The following is a 20,115-nucleotide window of genomic DNA, read 5'->3' on the forward strand; positions in this document are numbered from 1 at the left end:
AGCAACGCGGCACGGTCTGGGGGCAACATCCGCGTGCGGCATACGACAGATGGGATAGATCAAGCATGAAGTTTGTTGGCAAGATCCGGCGTGCGGCGAGAACGCTGCCGCGCCGGCTCACGGTTGCGGCCCTCGCAGCAGCCGTGCTGCCCGGGTTCGTCAGCCTCGCTGGAGGATCGGCGACCGCTGAGGCCTTCTCTCGGCCGGGTCTGCCGGTCGAGTACCTGATGGTGCCATCCGCAGGGATGGGGCGCGACATCAAGGTGCAGTTCCAAAACGGCGGCCCCGACGCACCGGGGGTCTACCTTCTGGACGGGCTTCGCGCCCGCGACGACTTCAACGGCTGGGACATCGAGACCGCGGCCTTCGAGTGGTATCTGGATTCCGGTCTCGCGGTGATCATGCCCGTCGGCGGCCAGTCCAGCTTCTACAGCGACTGGTACAAGCCGGCCTGCGGCGACAACGGCTGCCAGACCTACAAGTGGGAGACCTTCCTGACCCAGGAACTTCCCGCCTACCTGGCCGCCAACAAGGGCGTGAACCCCAACCGCAACGCGGCGGTGGGCCTGTCCATGGCGGGTTCGGCCGCGCTGACGCTGGCGATCTACTACCCGCAGCAGTTCCAGTACGCCGGGTCGCTGTCGGGCTTTTTGAACCTGTCCGAGGGCTGGTGGCCGATGCTGGTCAACATGTCGATGGGCGATGCCGGCGGCTATGACGCCAACGACATGTGGGGTCGCACCGAAGACCCCAACAACGCGTGGGAGCGCAACGACCCGATGGTCAACATCGACAGGCTCGTGGCCAACAACACCCGGATCTGGGTGTTCTGCGGCAACGGCAAGCCTGCCGAGATCAACGGCCGGGTGGCCGGTGACAACTTCAACGCGGAGTTCCTGGAGAAGTTCACCTTGCGGACCAACGAGACGTTCCAGGAGGAGTACCTCGCTGCCGGCGGTAAGAACGGTGTGTTCAACTTCCCGCAGTCCGGTACCCACAGCTGGGAGTACTGGGGTCAGCAGCTGCAGCAGATGAAGCCGGATATCCAGCGCGTGCTGGGTGCCACCCCGCAGCCGACCACTCCGATCGCCACGGAGGCCTCGGTGACGGCGGAGGACGGCAGCTAACCGGCTGATCCGCGACACATAGTTGACGGCGGCGATCCTCGCGGGTCGCCGCCGTCAGCCATTTCGGGCGGTTCCCGGGTGCCGGTGTGATTGACTACCTCGCGCGGGGACATCAGACGAACGTGAGGTGGCGTAGTTGATGCGTGGTTTGATCCGAGGACTCCTGACGCTGGCGTTGACGGCGGGCCTGTGGTCGGCAGGCACGTCCATGGCGCCCGACGCCAAGGCCGTCGAGATGTTGATGGTGCCGTCACCGGCGATGGGCCGCGACATCCCGGTCTCGTTTCTGGCAGGCGGCCCGCACGCCGTCGTGCTGCTCGACGCCTTCAACGCCGCACCCGACGTCAGCAACTGGGTGACGGCGGGCAACGCGATGAACACCCTCGCGGGTCAGGGCATCTCGGTGGTGGCCCCGGCCGGCGGCGCGTGGAGCATGTACACCAACTGGGAGCTGGACGGCAGCAAGCAGTGGGAGACGTTTTTGGCCGATGAGCTGCCGAACTGGCTGGCCGCCAACAAGGGCCTCGCACCCGGCGGCCACGGCATCGTCGGCGCCGCGCAGGGCGGCTACGGCGCGATGGCGATGGCGACGTTCCACCCGGACCGCTACCGCTTCGCCGGTTCGCTGTCGGGCTTTCTGACCCCCGAGCGCACCGGTGTCGACGGCGCGATCACCGCGGGTCTGGCGCAGTACGGCGGTGTGGAAACCCGCAACATGTGGGGTCTGCCACAGTTGGGCCGGTGGAAGTGGCATTCGCCCAACGTGCACGTGCAGTTGCTCGCCGACAACAACACCCGGCTGTGGGTGTTCAGCCCACCCGCCGGTGGATGCACCGATCCGGCCGCGATGATCGGCTACTGCGATATCGCCCAGGGCACCAACCGGGAGTTCTACCAGCACTATCGCGGTGTCGGCGGTAAGAACGGGCACTTCGACTTCCCGACCTCCGGCAACCACGACTGGGGCAACTGGAGTGCTCAGCTGGCCGCGATGAGGGGCGAATTGGTCACCACGATCAAGTAACTCAAGCGTTGCCGCGGTGGGCGGTTCGCACAGACTCAGCCGGTACCTTGGAGGCGTGCAAGCGGGACTCAGAAGGGCGGCGGCGACGCTGCCGTCGCTACTGGTGGTCTCCGCGACCCTGTTGCTGACCGGATGCGGGGGCGACGAGGCGATCGCGATCAAAGAACCCACCGCCGAAACCGAGGCGGTGCACGGCCACGGCGGCGCGGCGCCGCCGGGCCCACCCGCGTCGGGCGGTAAGTCCAACGCGCTCGTCGTCACCGACCGCCAGCGGAGCTACCTCGACGCGCTCGCCGCGGCGGGCGTGACACCGTCGAGCGATCTGATGGCGTTGAACATCGGCTCCTACGTATGCCAGGCGCGCGCGGCCAAGCACGGCGAGGAGGCGGTGTGGGACATCGTCCATCCGCTGGTGCGCAGCGACGCCCACGATGACCAGCTTGCTGCTAACCCGCCGTCGGCGGCGGATGTCGACGCAGCGACCGCCGACTACATTCGCATCGCGACCCAACGACTCTGCTAACGGAAGACCCGAGCATCCATGGCCAAGACCAATCGGCGGAAACGCCATCGCATCCTCGCGCTCGCCGCAGCCGGGGCGGTAGCGCTGGTGGTGGTGTTGGTCGCGACCCTGGTCTGGGTGTGGCAGCGCACACCCGACACCCGTCCGGGTGCCGTGCCGCCCACAGCGGCGCCCCCCGGTGTCGTGGTGCCGCCCAAGAAGCCGCGCCCGGAGTTCCAGGACGCCAGCTGCCCGGACGTGCAGCTGATCTCGGTGCCCGGCACGTGGGAATCGTCACCGCAGATGGATCCGCACAACCCCGCGCAGTTCCCCATCGCGTTGCTGCTCAACGTCACCAACCCGATCCGCGCGGAGTTCGGTCAGGACCGCCTCGAGGTGTACACCGTTCCGTACACGGCGCAGTTCTCCAACCCGTTCGCATCCGACAACCAGATGTCGTACAACGACAGCCGCGCCGAGGGCTACCACAACACGGTCAAGGCCATGGCAGACATGAACGAACGTTGCCCGCTGACCAGCTACGTGCTGATCGGGTTCTCGCAGGGCGCGGTGATCGCCGGTGACATCGCGAACGATATCGGCAACGGTCGCGGACCGGTCGACGAGGACCTGGTGCTCGGGGTGACGCTGATCGCCGACGGCCGCCGCCAGACCGGCGTCGGCCAGGACGTCGGCCCCACCCCGCCGGGGGTCGGCGCCGAGATCACGCTCGACGAGATTCCGCTGTTGGACTCGTTCGGCCTGGATATGACCGGGCCGCGGCCGGGTGGCTTCGGACTGCTCAACGACCGCACCTACGAGATCTGCGCGCGCGGCGATCTGATCTGTTCGGCGCCCGAATCGGCGTTCAACATCACCCAACTGCCCAAGACGCTGGAAGTGCTCAGCGGCGGAGCCGGCCAACCGATCCACGCCATGTACGCCACACCCGAGTTCTGGAACGTCAACGGGGCTTCGGCCACCGCCTGGACCCTCAATTGGGCACGGGAACTGATCGATAACGCTCCGCGCCCGAAACATGGCTGACCTGTGACCGAGGGGATTTGGCGAGTGACCTGCGGTCACCTAACATTAAGAAATAACTAAGACCAGCGGGCGTCGGCGCGCCCGAACACGCAGCTCAGAGCGCCCCACCTGGTGCGGGTCTTATACCGGCTACGATCTGGGGGTTTGGGGTTGCGCAGGATGCGTGATCACCGGCGCTGACGCGAGTGGTTCTTGACAGGAGTATGAGATGGCCTTCCACAATCCGTTCATCAAAGACGGACTGATCAAGTTCCCGGACAACGGCAGCTTGGTCAAGCACGTCGAACGGTGGGCGAAGGTGCGTGGGGACAAGGTCGCCTACCGGTTCCTTGACTTCTCCACCGAGCGCGACGGCGTCGCACGGGATCTGCACTGGGCCGACTTCGGCATCCGTAACCGCGCGGTGGGCGCGCGGCTGCAACAGGTCACCGAACCCGGCGACCGGGTCGCGATCCTGTGCCCGCAGAACCTCGAGTACCTGGTCGCGTTCTTCGGCACGCTCTACTCCGGGCGCATCGCGGTTCCGCTGTTCGATCCGGGCGAGCCAGGCCACGTCGGTCGCCTGCACGCCGTGCTCGACGACTGCCATCCCTCGGCCATCCTGACCACCACCGAGGCCGCCGAAGGGGTGCGCAAGTTCTTCCGCAGCCGGCCCGCCAAGGAGCGTCCCCGTGTCATCGCCGTCGACGCGGTGCCCGACGAAGTCGGTGCCACCTGGGAGCCGATCGAGGTCGAGCACGACACCATCGCCTACCTGCAGTACACCTCCGGTTCCACGCGCATTCCAACCGGCGTGCAGATCACCCATTTGAACCTGGCCACCAACGTGGTGCAGGTGATCGAGGCGCTCGACGGTCAGGAAGGCGACCGCGGGGTTTCGTGGCTGCCGTTCTTCCACGACATGGGCCTGATCACCGTGCTGCTGTCACCGATGATCGGGCACTACATCACGTTCATGACGCCCGCCGCGTTCGTGCGCAGGCCCGGCCGGTGGATCCGCGAGATGGCCCGCAAGGACGACGACACCGGCGGCACCATCTCGGTGGCGCCGAACTTCGCGTTCGACCACGCCGCGGCGCGCGGAGTGCCCAAAGATGGCGAGCCGCCGCTGGACCTGTCCAACGTCAAGTGCATCCTCAACGGCAGCGAGCCGATCTCGGCGGCCACCGTGCGCCGGTTCAACGAAGCGTTCGGCCCCTTCGGATTTCAGCCGCAGGCCATCAAACCGTCCTACGGGCTGGCCGAGGCGACGTTGTTCGTTTCGACCACACCGATGGACGCCGAACCGTCGATCGTCTACGTCGACCGCGACGAGCTGAACAACCACCGCTTCGTGGAGGTACCCGAGGACTCGCCGAAGGCGGTGGCGCAGGCCGGCGCAGGCAAGATCGGGCTGGCCGAGTGGGCCGTCATCGTCGACAACGACACCGCCACCGAACTGCCCGACGGGCAGATCGGCGAGGTCTGGATCAGCGGCCAGAACATGGGCACCGGGTACTGGGGTAAGCCCGAGGAGACGTTGGCCACCTTCCAGAACATTTTGAAGTCGCGCACCAACCCGTCGCACGCCGAGGGCGCGTCCGACGACGCGACGTGGGTGCGCACCGGTGACCTCGGTGCCTACCACGACGGCGAGCTCTACATCACCGGGCGCACCAAGGATCTGGTGATCATCGACGGTCGCAACCACTACCCGCAGGACCTCGAGTACTCGGCGCAGGAAGCGACCAAGGCGCTGCGCACCGGGTTCGTCGCCGCGTTCTCGGTTCCGGCCAACCAGTTGCCGGCCGAGGTATTCGCGGATTCACACGCCGGGCTCAAACGCGATCCCAGCGACACCTCCGAACAGCTCGTGATCGTCGGTGAGCGGGCGCCGGGAGCGCACAAGCTCGACATGGGCCCGATCGCCGACGACATCCGCGCCGCGATCGCCGTGCGCCACGGTGTCACGGTGCGCGACGTGCTGCTGACCGCGGCGGGCGCCATTCCGCGCACGTCTAGCGGCAAGATCGGCCGACGCGCCTGCCGCGCCGCCTATCTGGACGGCAGCCTGCGCAGCGGCAAGATCCCCAACGCCTTCCCCGACGAAACCGACTGACGGCTGAACTACGCTGAAATGGCTGATACACAAGACGATTCGCAGCACGCGGACCCCGACGCGACACCCGAGATCCAGCTGGCACCCGAGCCGCCGCTCACCCCGCCCAAGACCGACATGACGGTCGCCGAGATGCGCACCTGGTTGCGCAACTGGATCGCCAACGCCACCGGACAGTCCGCCGACCAGATCAACGACTCCACCGCGATGGTCGAGTTGGGCCTGTCCTCGCGCGACGCGGTCGCGATGGCCAGCGACATCGAGGACCTCACCGGCGTCACGCTGACCGCGACGGTCGCGTTCCGGCATCCGACCATCGAGTCGTTGGCGACCGTGATCATCGAGGGCGAGCCGGAACTCGAAGACGCCGACGGCGCGGGGGCCGAGGACTGGACCCGCGATGTCGACGAGGACACCGCCAACATCGCCATCGTGGGCATCGCCACCCGCTTCCCCGGCGACATGAACACCGCCGACCAGACGTGGCAGGCGCTGCTGGAAGGCCGCGACGCGATCACCGATCTGCCCGAGGGCCGGTGGGAGGAGTTCCTCGGCGAACCGCGCATCGCCGAACGGGTCGCCAAGGCGCGCACCCGCGGCGGCTACCTCTCCGATATCAAGGGTTTCGACTCCGAGTTCTTCGCGTTGTCGAAGATGGAGGCCGACAACATCGATCCGCAGCAGCGGATGGCGCTCGAATTGACCTGGGAGGCATTGGAACACGCCCGCATCCCGGCGTCGAGCCTGCGCGGGGAGAGCGTCGGCGTCTACATCGGCAGCTCGCTGAACGACTACAGCTTTTTGGCGATGTCTGATCCGTCGATCGCGCACCCGTACGCGATCACCGGCACGGCCAGTTCGATCATCGCCAACCGGGTGTCCTACTTCTACGACTTCCGCGGCCCGTCGGTCGCCGTCGACACGGCGTGCTCGAGCTCGCTGGTGGCCGCCCACCAGGGCGTGCAGGCGCTGCGCTCCGGTGAGGCCGACGTGGCGATCGTCGGCGGGGTCAACGCGCTGATCACACCGTTGGTCACCGTCGGCTTCGACGAGGTCGGCGGCGTGCTGGCGCCGGACGGTCGGATCAAATCCTTCTCCGCCGACGCCGACGGCTACGCGCGCTCCGAGGGCGGTGGCATGCTGGTGCTCAAACGTCTCGGCGACGCGCGCCGCGACGGCGATGACATCATCGCCGTCATCGCAGGCAGCGCAGTCAACCACGACGGCCGGTCCAACGGGTTGCTCGCGCCCAACCCCGACGCGCAGGCCGAGGTGTTGCGCAAGGCGTACAAGGACGCCGGAATCGACCCGCGCGTCGTCGACTACATCGAGGCGCACGGCACCGGCACCATCCTCGGCGACCCGATCGAGGCCGACGCGCTGGGACGTGTGGTCGGCAGGGGCCGCGCCGCCGACAAGCCGGCGCTGCTGGGCGCAGTGAAATCCAATGTGGGCCACCTGGAGTCGGCGGCCGGTGCGGCCAGCCTCGCGAAGATGGCGATGGCGCTGCGCAACGACAAGATCCCGCCGTCGATCAACTACGCCGGGCCCAACCCGTACATCGACTTCGACGGCGTGCACCTGAAGGTGGCCGACACGGTCACCGACTGGCCGCGCTACAGCGGACACGCCATCACCGGCGTCTCCGGGTTCGGCTTCGGCGGCGCCAACGCGCATCTGGTGCTGCGCGAGGTGTTGCCGTCCGATCTGGTCGAGCCCGAACCGAAGCCGGAGCCCGAACCCGAGAAGCCGGCGGCTTCGGAGGCCGACGCGGTCTATGTGGGCGGCGTGCGGATGGACGAGTACGGCGAGTTCATCGATGAGCCGCTTGCGCGAAGAGAATCAGACTTCGATGATGACGACGATGACGACGGGCTGGATCGCCCGGCGCACGTCGCCGAGGACGAACCGGAGTTGCCGGGGCTGACCGAGGAGGCGCTGCGGCTGCTGGCGGTGGCCCGCGAGGAGCTGGAGTCCGGTGAACAGCCGACACCGGTTGTGCCGCTGGCGGTTTCGGGATTTTTGACGTCGCGCAAGAAGGCCACCGCCGCCGAGCTGGCCGACTGGATCGACAGCCCCGAAGGTCGCGCGTCGTCGCTGGAGTCGATCGGGCGCGCGCTCTCGCGTCGCAACCACGGCCGCTCCCGCGCCGTGGTGCTGGCCCACGACCACGACGAAGCCATCAAGGGCCTGCGGGCCGTCGCCGAGGGCAAGCAGAACCCGAATGTGTTCAGCGCCGACGGCCCGGTCACCAACGGGCCGGTGTGGGTGCTGGCGGGATTCGGTGCGCAGCACCGCAAGATGGCCAAGAGCCTGTACCTGCGCAACGACGTCTTCGCCGAGTGGATCAACAAGGTCGACGCGCACGTACAGGACGAGCGCGGCTATTCGATCGTCGAGCTGATCCTCGACGACGCGCAGGACTACGGCATCGAGACCACGCAGATCACCATCTTCGGGATCCAGATCGCGCTGGGTGAGCTGCTGCGCCACCACGGCGCGAAACCCGCTGCGGTGGTGGGTCAGTCGCTGGGTGAGGCGGCTGCGGCCTACTTCGCCGGGGGTCTGTCGCTGGAGGACGCCACCCGCACCATCTGCTCACGCTCGCATCTGATGGGCGAGGGCGAGGCGATGCTGTTCGGCGAGTGGATCCGGTTGATGGCCTTGGTCGAGTATTCGCCCGAGGAGATCGAGACGGTGTTCGCCGACTTCAACGACCTCGAGGTGTGCGTTTACGCCGCGCCCACCCAGACCGTCATCGGCGGACCGCCCGAACAGGTGGACGCGATCATCGCCCGCGCCGAGTCCGAGGGGAAGTTCGCCCGCAAGTTCCAGACCAAGGGCGCCAGCCACACCTCGCAGATGGACCCGCTGCTCGGTGAACTGGCCGCCGAACTGATCGGGATCGAAGCCCATCCGCTGAAGATCGGCTACTTCTCGACCGTGCACGAGGGCAACTACATCCGCCCCGGCGAGACGATCCACGACGTGGACTACTGGAAGAAGGGGCTGCGGCACAGCGTCTACTTCACCCACGGCGTGCGCAACGCGGTGGACAACGGCCACACCACGTTCCTCGAGCTGGCTCCGAACCCGGTGGCGCTCATGCAGGTTGGCCTCACCACGGCCGCTGCGGGCCTGCACGACGCACAGCTGATCGCGACGTTGGCGCGCAAGCAGGACGAAGTCGACTCGATGATCTCCGCGATGGCGCAGCTGTACGTGCACGGGCACGACCTGGACTTCCGAACCTTGTTCGAGCGCGGTGAGTACGCCAACATCCCGCCGACCCGGTTCCGCCGTAAGCCGCACTGGCTGGAGGCGCGGTTCACCGGCGACAGCTCGGTCATGATGCCCGGCAACCATGTCGCCATGCCCGACGGGCGCCATGTCTGGGAGTTCGCACCCAAGGGTGAGCCGGATCTGGCGGGGCTGGTGAAAGCCGCTGCCGCACAGGTGCTCCCGGATGCCAAGCTGGTCGCATCCGAACAGCGTGCGGTGCCCGGCGAGGGCGCGCGGCTGGTGACCACGCTGACCCGGCATCCCGGCGGCGCCAGCGTGCAGGTGCATTCGCGCATCGACGAGTCGTTCACGCTGGTCTACGACGCGGTGGTGAGTCGCGACGGCGCCGCCGGTGCGTTGCCGATCGCGGTGGCCACGGGTGCGGCCGTCGCACAGCAGGTTTCAGCTGCTCCCGCCGAGGAGCCCGAGGAAGACGCGGCGGAAATCCTGCAGGACAACCTGACCGCGGGCGCCGGTCTGGCCGCCGGCTTCGCCAAGTGGTCGCCGGACTCCGGGGAGACCATCCATGACCGGCTGGGCGCGATCGTCGGCGGCGCAATGGGTTACGAGCCCGAGGACCTGCCGTGGGAGGTGCCGCTGATCGAGCTCGGCCTCGACTCGCTGATGGCGGTGCGGATCAAGAACCGCGTCGAGTACGACTTCGATCTGCCGCCGATCCAGCTGACCGCGGTGCGCGACGCCAACCTGTATGCGGTCGAGAAGCTGATCGAGTACGCGATCGAGCACCGCGATGAGGTCGACCAGCTCGCGGAACACCAGAAGACCAAGACCCCCGAGGAGATCGCGGCCGAGCAGGCCGAGCTGATGGGTGGCGCGTCCACCGTCGCCGAACTCGAGCAGGTGCTGGCCGAGCGGACCGGTGAATCCCCGCTGACCAGCGCGGGTACGGCGACCCCCACCGACATTCCTGCGCCGCCGACCGACCCGTCGGGCCCCGACATCCCGCCGCCGCCAACGGATCCGAGCGGGCCGTCGCAGTCGACGGTGGCCGCCGCGTCCAAAGTGCTGACCCAGGAGGCGGTCACCGAGGCGCTGGGCTCCGACGTGCCGCCGCGCGACGCCGCCGAGCGCGTCACGTTCGCGACGTGGGCGATCATCACCGGAAAGTCGCCGGGCGGCATCTTCAACGAGCTGCCCACGATCGACGACGCCACCGCGGCCAAGATCGCCGAGCGGCTCACCGAACGCGTCGACGAGGGCACCGTCACCGCCGACGACGTCCGCGCCGCAAAGACCATCGAGGAGCTGTCCACCACGGTCCGCGAATACCTCGAAGGCGGCAAGATCGACGGGTTCGTGCGGACGCTGCGCGCGCCACAGGACGGGTCGAATCAGATCCCGGTGTACGTGTTCCACGCCGCGGGCGGATCGACGGTGGTCTACGAGCCGCTGCTCAAACGCCTGCCGTCGGACACCCCGATGTACGGCATCGAACGGGTGGAGGGCTCGATCGAGGAGCGCGCCCGCGAGTACGTGCCGAAGCTGTTGGAGCTCAACGGTTGGGCGAGCGAAGCGTCGGGGGAAAAGCGGGGGCAGCCGTTCATCCTGGCTGGCTGGTCGCTGGGCGGCGTGCTCGCCTACGCGTGCGCGATCGGGCTCAAGCGGGCCGGCGCCGACGTGCGTTTCGTCGGGTTGATCGACGCGGTGCGCCCAGGCGAGGAGATCCCCCAGACCAAGGAGGAGACCCGCGCCCGCTGGGACCGCTACGCGCGCTTCGCCGAGCGCACGTTCAACGTCGAGATCCCCGAAATCCCTTACGAGGAACTCGAACAGCTCGACGACGAAGGTCAGGTGCAGTTCGTGCTGGACGTGGTGAGCCAGAGCGGGGTGCAGATCCCGGGCGGAATCATCGAGCACCAGCGCACGTCGTATCTGGACCAGCGGGCGATCGACACCGCCGATATCAAGCCCTACGACGGCAAGGTCACCCTGTACATGGCCGACCGCTACCACGACGATGCCATCTACTTCGAGCCGCGGTACGCGACGCGCCAGCCCGACGGCGGTTGGGGCGAGTTCGTCTCCGACCTGGAGGTCGTGCCCATCGGGGGTGAACACATCCAGGCGATCGACGAGCCGTACATTGCGAAGGTCGGCGCCCATATGAGCGAAGCGATCAGCCGCATCGAGTCTGAGGAGAAGCAGGCGAAGTGACCACTGAATCTCTCCCGCCCACCCGCACCAAGACCACCGCTGAACTGTTGGCTGAGCTGCGCGAAAAGCTGGAGCAGGCCAAGGAGCCCGGCGGTGAGAAGGCAGTCGCCAAACGCGCGAAGAAGGGCATCCCGAGTGCCCGCGACCGCATCCATGCGCTGCTGGACCCGGGCAGCTTCCTCGAGATCGGCGCGCTGGCGAAGACCCCCGGTGATCCCGACGCGTTGTTCGGCGACGGCGTGGTGACCGGGCACGGCCGGATCAACGGCAGGCCGGTCGGGGTGTTCAGCCACGACCAGACGGTCTTTCAGGGCTCGGTCGGCGAGATGTTCGGCCGCAAGGTCGCCAAGCTGATGGAGTGGGTGGCGATGGTCGGCTGCCCGATCATCGGCATCAACGATTCCGCAGGGGCCCGGATCCAGGACGCGGTGACCTCGCTGGCGTGGTACGCCGAACTGGGTCGCCGCCACGAGATGCTGCGTGGCCTGGTGCCCGAGATCTCGTTGATTTTCGGCAAGTGCGCTGGCGGAGCCGTGTATTCGCCGATCCAGACCGATCTGGTGGTGGCCGTCCGCGACCAGGGCTACATGTTTATCACCGGTCCTGACGTGATCAAGGACGTCACCGGTGAAGACGTCACGCTGGACGAACTCGGCGGCGCCGACAACCAAGCGCGCTACGGCAACATCCACCAGGTCGTCGAGGACGAGGCCGCGGCATTCCAGTACGTGCGCGACTACCTAGAGTTTCTGCCCGCCAACACCTTTGATGACCCTCCGATCGTCAACCCGGGCATGGAGCCCGAGATCACCCCGCACGACTACGAACTCGACGCGATCGTGCCGGACTCGGACAACCAGGCTTACGACATGATGGAGATCCTGTTGCGGATCTTCGATGACGGCGATGTGTTCCAGGTCGGCGAGCAACGCGGTCCGGCGATGATCACCGCGTTCGCCCGTGTCGACGGGCGGCCGGTCGGGGTGATCGCCAACCAGCCTATGCACATGTCCGGGGCGATCGACAACGAGGCGTCCGACAAGGCGTCGGCATTCATCAGGTTCTGTGATTCGTTCAACACGCCACTGGTTTTCGTGGTGGACACTCCGGGCGCTATGCCGGGGGTGGAACAGGAGAAGGGCGGCATCATCAAGCGCGGCGGTCGCTTCTTCAACGCCGTCGTCGAGGCCGATGTGCCGAAGGTGACGATCACGGTCCGTAAGTCCTACGGTGGCGGTTACGCGGTGATGGGATCCAAGCAGCTCACCGCCGACCTGAACTTCGCCTGGCCGACGGCCCGGATCGCGGTGATCGGTGCCGAGGGCGCCGCACAGCTGTTGGTGAAGCGGTTCCCGGACCCCACCGCACCGGAGGTGCAGAAGATCCGGGCCGACTTCATCGAGGGCTACAACCTCAACATGGCCACCCCGTGGATCGCGGCCGAGCGCGGTTACATCGATGGGGTGATCCAGCCGCACGAGACCCGGCTGCTGCTGCGCAAGTCGCTGAACTTGTTGCGCGACAAGCAGATCCAGCGTGTACAGCGCAAGCACGGACTCACCCCGATTTAGTTTCCCCTCACTCTTTCCGCGAGCGTGCGTGTTCCCCGCTTCGCGGTGGGCCCAGCGGGCGACACGCCGAAGTTCGCTGCGAGATTGCGCACGCTGGCTCAGGGGCGAACCCATCGGACTATGGTAGTGCCGTCGCTGCCGAGCAGAATGTCTTTGCGCCGCATACGGATCCGGACATGCTCAGCCGAATCGGAGACACGGCGCGCGGGCCCGGCCACCATCATCGGGCTGGTCGTGAGACACAACTCGTCGATCTCATCCGCGGTGACCAGCTGAGAGAACAGCGTTGGACCGCCTTCGACGAGAACACGGTTCAGCCCCAGCTCGCCCAGGGTGTTGCGTATTGTGCCACAGCCGATCTCGCCTTCCGGCAGCTCGCACACGAACGCGCCGGCGGCCGCCAGCGCCCGCCTCGCCGCGCTCGGGGCACACGCGGAGACGAACACGATCGGCGGCCCCACCGGATCTAGCAGCAGCTGCGGCGGGAGCACAGCGCGACTGGACACCACTGCCAACCGCAGCGCCGGGGACAGCCCATGCGACAGTCGCCACGGTTGCGCGTCCGCGGACACCTCGATATCGGCGTAGGGCTTGGAAGCTGCGGTGGTGGCACCCACGAGGACGACGTCCGCGACTTCCCGCAGCCGTTTGAACACCCGTCGGTCGGTGTCCGTTCCCAACTTGCGCCCGCCGCCGTCGAGCGTCACCGCGCCGTCGATGCTGACGATGAAGTTCGCGCGCAGACGAGGCCGGACGAGGCCCTCAGGGTAGGCGAAAAGGTCGCGCAGGGCGTCGTCGGTGAGCGCTTCGGGCTCGTGAACGGTCGAATGTGATATCCCGGCAAGTGCAGTCATAACGTGGTGCCCGCCTTCAACTTCGGTTGGGTTCTCGCCGTTGCCGGCGATCGCGGATGGCCGACGAAGAACAGCGCGGTGATCACACCGAGGCCCGCGGCGGCCGCAGGCAGGAGTACCGAGAGCGCCATCGCTTCGGCGAACGGTTCCTGAAGCGTGTCGGGAAGTTGCCCCGCAGCGTCATCGGGTCTTCGGTGGAGCAGCGCGGCCATCAACGCGGCGATACTGGCGCTGCTGAGCACCGCACCTACCTGCCGGATTGTGTTGTACACCGCCGAACCCGCACCTGCGAGTTCGGGTGGCAGGGTCCGGGATGCGGTGGCAGCCAACGGTTCCCACGTGAACGCACCCGCCGCGCCGATCATCGTGAGCGGCAACATCAACCGCCAGACGGGTGTGGTCGGCTCCATCTCCATGGCCAGCCAGACCAACGCGACCGACATGGCAGCGAACCCCGGACCGACGATGACGCGGGGATGGAAACGGTCGACGAGCCTGCCCACGACGGGGGCCAGGACACCGGTCGCGACGGCCATCGGCACGGTCACCAACGCCGCGTGGGTGGCTGACAGCCCGCGAACGTCCTGCAGATAGAACATCAGCGGAACGACGAACGCGACCACCGCGAAGCTGGTCAAAGCGATGCCGACGTTGGAGAGGCTGAAGTCGCGGCGGCGGAACAACTTCAGCGGAACCAGCGGTTCGCGCGGCTGGACCGACTGCCAGATCACGAACACCGCAAGTAGTAAGAGGCCACCGACGAGGCACAGCCAGATGTCGAGCGCCCAACTGTGGTTGCGGCCCTCCTGCAAGCCGAACACGATCAGCGAGATTCCGGCGCCCGACAGCAGCACGCCAAGCACGTCGAAGCGGTGACGTCGGCCGGGCAGCGCGGGAACCAGCCGTCGCGCAAGAATCAGACCCAGCGCACCGATCGGAATGTTGAGCAGGAAAATCCACCGCCAACCGAGTCCGTCGACCAGGACACCGCCGGCCAGCGGGCCGACGAACATGCCGATCGCTGCCGTCGCGCCCCAGATACTCATCGCGACGCCGCGTCGCTCGGCGGGAAAGATGCGGGTGACCACGGACAACGTCTGCGGTGTCAGTAGCGCCGCCCCGACCCCCTGGGCGAGCCGTCCGACGATCAGCATCCCGATGGATTCGGACAGGCCGCACCACGACGACGCCGCGGTGAAGAGCGCCAAGCCGACCAGGTAGACATTCTTCGGTCCGAACCGGTCCCCGAGCCGCCCACCCACCAGCAGCAACGCGGCAAACATCAGCAAGTAGGCGCTGGTCGCCCAGATGACGGCCTCATACGTGGTCGCGAAGTCCTGTTTGATGACCGGGTTGGCGACCGCGACGACAGTCGAGTCCACGACGATCAGAAAGAAGCCGATCATCATCGCCCACACCGCACGGAACGGCTGACTGCTCGTCAGCCCGGGCGGTGTGGGCGCCGAAGTCATTTGCGTAAGAGCAGATGCAGTGCCTCGGCCCGCGCCGCCGCATCGGTTTGGAACTGACCGCGGACCGCGGAGGTCGTCGTAATCGCTCCCGGTTTTCGCACACCACGCATCGCCATGCAGAGGTGTTCGGCCTCCACGACAACAATCACGCCGCGAGGCTTCAATTTGGTCATAATCGCCTCGGCGATTTGTCCGGTAAGCCGTTCCTGCAGTTGTGGGCGCCTGGCGTATAAATCGACCAAGCGCGCGATTTTCGAAAGCCCGGTTACTCGTCCGTCCTCGCCGGGAAGATAGCCAACATGGGCGGCACCATGGAATGAAACCAGGTGATGCTCGCATGTCGAGTACATCGGAATTTGCTTAACCAATACGAGCTCGCCATGTTGTTCATCGAACATCGCCGTCAATACGTCGTCGGGATCGGCGTACAGACCAGCGAAAGTCTCGCGGTAGGCTCGTGCGACGCGGGCCGGGGTGTCCCGCAAACCGTCGCGGTGCGGATCTTCCCCGATCGCGACGAGCAAATCGAAAATGGCGGCTTCGACCGCTGCCTGGTCGAATAACTTCACGCGGCTGACTTTGCCGTTCGCAGCGTACGGCGCTTCTGGCGACTGCAACATATTGCCTCCTCGCCGCAATGCAGAAACCGCATTCTTCTGCAAAGGAATGCGCAGCTATAGCCAAACTTTTAGCAGAGCTTTTTCGTCTACGTCAGTTGTTTTGCAGAATTCCCGTGCGCCCCGCGCGCTCAGATCGGCGGCAGGCCGAGCCAGTCGTCGACCAGAAACGCATCCCCGCGCGCGACGACCGTCGCACCGCCGTGACCCGGGTAGTGCGCGGGAACGACCGCCGCTCGACGCCGGGACGCCTCGGTCAGGATCCGGCGACGCGTCACCACCGCCGCTTGGAAGTCTTCATCCCAACCACACGGGTCCCCGGGACGCGCGATCTGGATCGGGCAATGCGTCAGGTCGCCGACGAACACGGCCGGTCTACCCGCGTCCAGCCACATCACCGACGATCCCGGGGTGTGCCCCGGCGCCGGGCGCAGCCACTGCGACTCGCTCAGTTGGTAGTCGCCCGACCACAACTCGATCTGGTCGGCGACCGGTAAGACACTGTCTTCGAACACAGTTCGGACATGGCGCTGCGTCTCCGCTGCGTCGTCGGTGCGCGGTGTCGACGTCTGCGCGGGCCCGTCGGGCGCGAAATGCCGGTAGTCGGCCTCCGGCATCAGGTAACGGGCGTTGGAGAAGGTCGGCACCCACGCGTCGCCGTCACGCAAGGTGTTCCAGCCGACGTGATCGAAGTGCAGATGGGTGTTGACGACGACGTCGACGTCGGCGGGAGCGAAGCCGGCGTCGGAAAGCCTTCGCAGAAAGTCGGTTTGCAGGTTGTCCAGCACGGCCATCCGCGGACGGAACTTGCCGTTGCCCGCTCCGGTGTCGATCAGCACCGTCAGCCCATCGACCTGGATCACCCATACCTGCAAGGCGATGCGCCAGCCGTCGTCGGTCCAGAACGTCGGCGAGAACTCGTCGGCATGCTCCCGCCATGCCTGTGGCGGCGTGTGCGGAAACACCGCGGTGGGAAGGTCGTCGACCTGCCACTCGACGACGCGGGTGAGCGTCGCCTCGCCGAGCTTCAGCCGATCCACGGCCCCAGGCTAGATCACGGTGAGCGTGCGAAAACTTCGGCGAAACCACGGCGTGTCGGCCTCAAACACGCACGCTCGCCGCCAAACGGAGGGTCACGGCTTGATGCGGATGTGGCCGGGGGAGTACAGCCCGCTGTGGGTGGTGGTGCCGAACTCGAGTTCGGCGGGCTGTGCCTCGCGCGCCTGCGGGGTGGGCTCGAACTTGCGCAGCGAACCCCAGTCTCGGCCCCAGTCCTGCGACAGGTAAGTGGCCATCACATGCGCGCGCAGCAGCAGATCGGTAATGCCCAGCAGCCCGCCGCTCAGACCGTCCTGCCAGGTGTCGGTGTCTTTACGCTTGGCGTTGTAGTCCGGCGTGATCCGGAACCGGGGGATCTCGGTGACGCCGTTGGCGTGCAACATCGGCTGTTGACACGGGAACGCCAGGCCAACCGCCCAGTCCATCAGCACCGGCTCATCGGAGCCGACGTACTCCTGAACCGACCGCAGTTCCGGCACCCGCGGCGGGGTGACCGCCACCCAGTCGCCGCGCGTCAACGAATCATCGTCGGCCACAACGCGTATCGCGACCGCATCGGCCGGAATCTCGGAGCGGGGGAACCGCAGATTGCGCCATGACGGGATGGGCCCGAGGTCGTAGGGCACCATTCGGCCAGCGGGCACGGGCGTGCCGTCCGGGCCGGGCAGGGCGTACTCGAGTTCGACGGTCTGGCCCTCGGTGCGCCCGTTGAAGACGCTGTCGCCGGTGATCGTGCCCGCGGCGGTGACGACGACCAGCGGGTGCGCGTCGTCGGGCGGTGGCAGCGCGTACCACGCCGACGTCAACAGGCTTTCCTGTTGCGGCCCGGTGGCGTAACTACCGGCCAGCGGTACCCGCGCCGGGTCGAGCTGGTACGGCAGCGGCACCGTCGACCCGTTGATGCCCGGGGTGTCGAGTTCGGTCGGCCGGTCCCAGTCGTAGTCCGTACCGGGCATCGGCAGGTTCATCCGGATCGCTTCGGCGACAATCTTTTCCGGTACCCCGTCGGGTGTGAAGCCGACCGGGTCGACACCGCCCAGCGGTCCCAGCGGGCCGTAGTCACCCGGCAGGGGGGTCAAAAAGCCCTCGTTGGGATCGGGTTCGACCAGCACGTCGTCGGCCAGCCCGCAGCCACCGGCGAAGGCGCGCAGGTTCGCCCACGCGTTGGAGTAGGTCGGGTACTGGCGGATCGCGCCCACCAGCATCGAACCGACGAACACCACCACCATGAACCCGGCGGTGACGGGGATGGGCGCGGCGGTCAGCGCCCGCACGATCCGGCCTTCACCGCGGTCACGGGACCCGAAGTGCAGCCACAAGGCGTAAAGGGCGGTGATCGCGAACAGCACGAAAAAGATGGCGCTGACGGTGACACCGCCGATCTCGGGCATGTCGTTGTTGAACGGCACCCCGAAACTCGACACGTACCACCAACCGTTGGTGGTCGCGAAGCACAACGCCAGCAGGAAGAACACCGCAGCCAGAAACGCCATCCGGTTGCGCGACCAGCGCAGCACCGCCGGCGACACCAGCACCGTCGCCAGCGCCGCCATCGCCGCGCCGACCGCGGCGAACAGCCCGAAGTGGTGCACCCACTTGGTCGGGGTGAACATCAGGAAGAAGATGGTGCCGAAGATGACACCCATCAACCGCCACGCCGGACCCCGCGCCACCCCGGGAATCCGCTTGCGCCGCATCATGATGAACATCGACGCGAACAGGCACAGCGCGGTGATCAGGAACCCGAACCGCCGCGACAGCGACCCGTCGACCGTCGGCAGGATCAGGTAGTAGTAGCGCAGGTTCTCGGTGTACCACTCCTGGTTCGGGCCGACGTCCGTGCGGATCCTGGTCGCCTCGAGCACGGTCGCGAACGTCTGGTCGAAGAAGACGAACGCCAGGATGACGGTGCCCGCGGCCAGGATCGGCGCCACCAGCGGCCAGGTGCCGACAAAACGGCGTCGCCGCACCAGGATTCGCAGGATCGGTCGGCCGCCGGCGAGCAGTGCGGCGACCGCGATCAGCCCGGTCGGCTGGATGCCGAGCGTGAACGCCGCGGTCAGCGTCGCCAACGCGGCAGGTGTCAGCCGACCCGAGACGATGGCCCGCTCGATCAGCACGTAGGTGATCAGCGCGCCGGTGGCGATCTGCCCCTCCGGGCGCAGGCCGTTGTTGAACGGCATCCACGCCGCCAGCAGCACCAGACCGGCCGCCCACAGCGCGGGCTTACTGGCCGCGACCGCTGGGCCCAGCCGGGGCAGCACTTCACGAGACAGCAAGAGCCAGCAGATGATTCCGCACACCAGGTCCGGCAACCGGATCCAGATGCTGGCGTCGCTGACGCTGGTCATCATCGCCAGCAGGTTGTAGTACCAGCCGAACGGATCTTCGGGGCTGCCGAACCACCGGAAGTAGTTCGACATGTATCCGGCGTGCCCGGCGACGCGGGCCATGCCGAGGATGTAGCCGTCGTCCGACGAGTTGGCCCCGATGACATGCCACAGCGCGAACCCGCCGACGACGGTGGCGTCGGTGGCGGTGAACGTGCGCCAGCGCCCCGGGATCAGCCGGTGCATGCGCCGCCCGTCCATGCGGTCCAATCGCCACAGTGCCAGCAGCGCGAGCACGGTGCTGAGAATCGCCAGCACCATCGCGGTCAGCTTCAAAGGTGTTGGCTTCGACGAGAACCGGGTGTCGATGGTGGCCGACACCGATAGGCCTGGCGGTGCGGGTCCGGTCAGCTCGGTGAAGATGCCGACGATCTGGGGGCGCAGGTTGGGGTCGGCGAACCCGCTGCGCAGTTCGGAGCCGTCGGTGTCGGTCAGCCCGACGAACGTCGCGTACGTGCCCTCTTCTGATGACGTGATGTCGATGCTGGAACATCCTGGCGACGTTCCGCCGCCAACCACCTGTGCGCGCGGCACGCTGGCCACCACCACGTTGCGGTCGGTGATGTCGACCCGCTCGGCGGACACGTCGACGAACAGCGACTGCAAGGCGGCCTGCTTACCGTCGCCGGGTGCGGTGCCGAACACCATGCCGCCCGACGGCGGCAGCGAGCGGACCACATCGCACGGCACCGTCGCGGTCATCGACACCGGGGTCAACGAGATCAGCGGTGCGGTCACGTCATTGACCTCACCGTGCTGGGGCCAGTTCAGCGTCGCGGTCGTCTGCACCACCGGCAACAGCGGCGTCGCGACCGACAGGACGAAGCCCAGCAGACCGGCGACGATCGCCACCCAGCGCGCGATCCGCACGTCACGGCTCGCGGTGGACTCGGTCAT

12 protein-coding genes are annotated in these 20,115 nt (G+C 67.1%); 7 read left to right on the forward strand and 5 right to left on the reverse strand.

The features are described 5' to 3' along the window. The first annotated feature begins 65 nt into the window (after positions 1–65). From ABQE93_RS05775 to ABQE93_RS05805, 7 genes are all read left to right on the forward strand, one after another. The gene (locus ABQE93_RS05775; protein ID WP_448406303.1) at positions 66–1,127 is read left to right on the forward strand and encodes an esterase family protein; all 1,062 of its coding nucleotides are present in this window, start codon (positions 66–68) and stop codon (positions 1,125–1,127) included. A 139-nt stretch (positions 1,128–1,266) separates the two neighbouring features. Next, on the forward strand, positions 1,267–2,151 hold the full coding sequence (locus ABQE93_RS05780) for an alpha/beta hydrolase-fold protein (protein WP_448406304.1): 885 nt from the start codon (positions 1,267–1,269) through the stop codon (positions 2,149–2,151). Between the two features lie 55 nt (positions 2,152–2,206). After that, the gene (locus tag ABQE93_RS05785; RefSeq protein ID WP_448406305.1) at positions 2,207–2,674 is read left to right on the forward strand and encodes a DUF732 domain-containing protein; all 468 of its coding nucleotides are present in this window, start codon (positions 2,207–2,209) and stop codon (positions 2,672–2,674) included. 18 nt (positions 2,675–2,692) lie between these two features. After that, on the forward strand, positions 2,693–3,700 hold the full coding sequence (gene culp6, locus ABQE93_RS05790; protein WP_448406306.1) for a carboxylesterase Culp6: 1,008 nt from the start codon (positions 2,693–2,695) through the stop codon (positions 3,698–3,700). A gap of 208 nt (positions 3,701–3,908) precedes the next feature. After that, entirely contained in the window at positions 3,909–5,798 is a 1,890-nt protein-coding gene (gene fadD32 / locus ABQE93_RS05795; protein WP_448406308.1) for a long-chain-fatty-acid--AMP ligase FadD32, read from the forward strand. Between the two features lie 18 nt (positions 5,799–5,816). Continuing rightward, a complete protein-coding gene (gene pks13 / locus ABQE93_RS05800) occupies positions 5,817–11,255 on the forward strand; it encodes a polyketide synthase Pks13 (protein ID WP_448406309.1) in 5,439 nt (1,812 codons plus the stop codon). Next, the gene (locus ABQE93_RS05805; RefSeq protein ID WP_448406310.1) at positions 11,252–12,826 is read left to right on the forward strand and encodes an acyl-CoA carboxylase subunit beta; all 1,575 of its coding nucleotides are present in this window, start codon (positions 11,252–11,254) and stop codon (positions 12,824–12,826) included. Before pks13 ends, ABQE93_RS05805 begins: the two co-directional genes overlap by 4 nt. A 98-nt stretch (positions 12,827–12,924) precedes the next feature. Here the strand turns inward: ABQE93_RS05805 and ABQE93_RS05810 are convergent, their stop codons facing one another. The 5 genes from ABQE93_RS05810 to ABQE93_RS05830 all read right to left on the reverse strand — a co-directional run bounded on the left by ABQE93_RS05810 (position 12,925) and on the right by ABQE93_RS05830 (position 20,115). After that, complete coding sequence (locus ABQE93_RS05810) at positions 12,925–13,680, reverse strand: dihydrofolate reductase family protein (protein ID WP_448406312.1); 756 nt, start codon at positions 13,678–13,680, stop codon at positions 12,925–12,927. Next, positions 13,677–15,152 (reverse strand): MFS transporter, encoded by a 1,476-nt coding sequence (locus ABQE93_RS05815; protein WP_448406314.1) that lies wholly within the window; start codon positions 15,150–15,152, stop codon positions 13,677–13,679. Before ABQE93_RS05815 ends, ABQE93_RS05810 begins: the two co-directional genes overlap by 4 nt. Continuing rightward, on the reverse strand, positions 15,149–15,772 hold the full coding sequence (gene folE, locus ABQE93_RS05820; protein WP_448406315.1) for a GTP cyclohydrolase I FolE: 624 nt from the start codon (positions 15,770–15,772) through the stop codon (positions 15,149–15,151). Before folE ends, ABQE93_RS05815 begins: the two co-directional genes overlap by 4 nt. A gap of 128 nt (positions 15,773–15,900) precedes the next feature. Beyond that, a complete protein-coding gene (locus ABQE93_RS05825; protein ID WP_448406316.1) occupies positions 15,901–16,809 on the reverse strand; it encodes an MBL fold metallo-hydrolase in 909 nt (302 codons plus the stop codon). A 93-nt stretch (positions 16,810–16,902) separates the two neighbouring features. Continuing rightward, on the reverse strand, positions 16,903–20,115 hold the full coding sequence (locus tag ABQE93_RS05830) for an arabinosyltransferase domain-containing protein (protein ID WP_448406317.1): 3,213 nt from the start codon (positions 20,113–20,115) through the stop codon (positions 16,903–16,905).

This window comes from Mycolicibacterium sp. XJ662, from assembly GCF_053484035.1.